Source organism: Allobosea robiniae (assembly GCF_900102525.1).
Taxonomy (GTDB): Bacteria; Pseudomonadota; Alphaproteobacteria; order Rhizobiales; family Beijerinckiaceae; genus Allobosea; species Allobosea robiniae.
The window spans coordinates 1-1,042 of sequence record NZ_FNBZ01000021.1; the positions used below are offsets into that span (position 1 = coordinate 1).

Sequence of the window (1,042 nt, forward strand, 5' to 3'; positions counted from 1 at the left end):
CCCGAGAGCCTGATCCCGCAGATCCGTGATTCCGGCGTGAAGAACATCACCGTGATCTCGAACAATGCCGGCGCCGACGGCTTCGGCCTGTGGATGCTGCTGCAGACCCGCCAGATCAGGAAGATGATCGCGTCCTATGTCGGCGAGAACAAGCTGTTCGAGCAGCAATATCTCGCCGGCGAACTGGAGCTGGAGCTGAACCCGCAGGGCACGCTGGCCGAGCGCATCCGCGCCGGCGGTGCTGGCATCCCGGCCTTCTACACCAAGACCGGCGTCGGCACCGTCGTCGCCGAGGGCAAGCCGGTCGAGGAATTCGAAGGGCAGCTCTATGTCCGCGAAACCTGGCTGCGCGCCGACCTCGCCATCGTCAAGGCCTGGAAGGCCGATACCGCCGGCAATCTCGTCTATCGGAAGACCGCGCGGAACTTCAATCCGAACATGGCGACCGCCGGCAAGGTGACGGTGGCCGAGGTCGAGGAGATCGTGCCGGTCGGCTCGCTCGATCCCGAGGCGATCCACACGCCCGGCATCTATGTCGACCGCGTCATCAAGAGCACGATCAACGAGAAGAAGATCGAAAAGCTGACCGAGCGCAAGAGGGAGGCCGCCTGATGTCCTGGACCCGCGAAGAGATCGCAGCCCGCGCCGCCAAGGAATTGAAGGACGGCTTCTACGTCAATCTCGGCATCGGCATCCCGACGCTGGTGGCGAACTACATTCCCGACGGGGTCAACGTCACCTTGCAATCCGAGAACGGCCTGCTCGGCATCGGCCCCTTCCCCTATGAGGGCGAGGCCGATCCCGACCTGATCAATGCCGGCAAGCAGACCATCACGATCCTGCCGAGCTCGAGCTTCTTCTCCTCGGCCGACTCGTTCGCGATGATCCGCGGCGGCCATATCGACCTGACCATCCTCGGCGCCATGGAAGTGGCGGCGAATGGCGACATCGCCAACTGGACCATCCCCGGCAAGATGGTGAAGGGCATGGGCGGCGCGATGGATCTGGTCGCCGGCGTCAAGAAGGTCATCGTCGTGATGGA

2 protein-coding genes are annotated in these 1,042 nt (G+C 63.7%); both read left to right on the forward strand.

Annotated features, from left to right (window positions below; translation table 11 throughout):
* Positions 1–612: CoA transferase subunit A (locus BLQ70_RS25185; protein ID WP_139163640.1), on the forward strand; the 612-nt coding region annotated here is incomplete at its 5' end.
* On the forward strand, positions 612–1,042 hold a 431-nt coding region (locus BLQ70_RS25190; RefSeq protein WP_091863074.1), incomplete at its 3' end, for a 3-oxoacid CoA-transferase subunit B. The genes BLQ70_RS25185 and BLQ70_RS25190, both read left to right, overlap by 1 nt.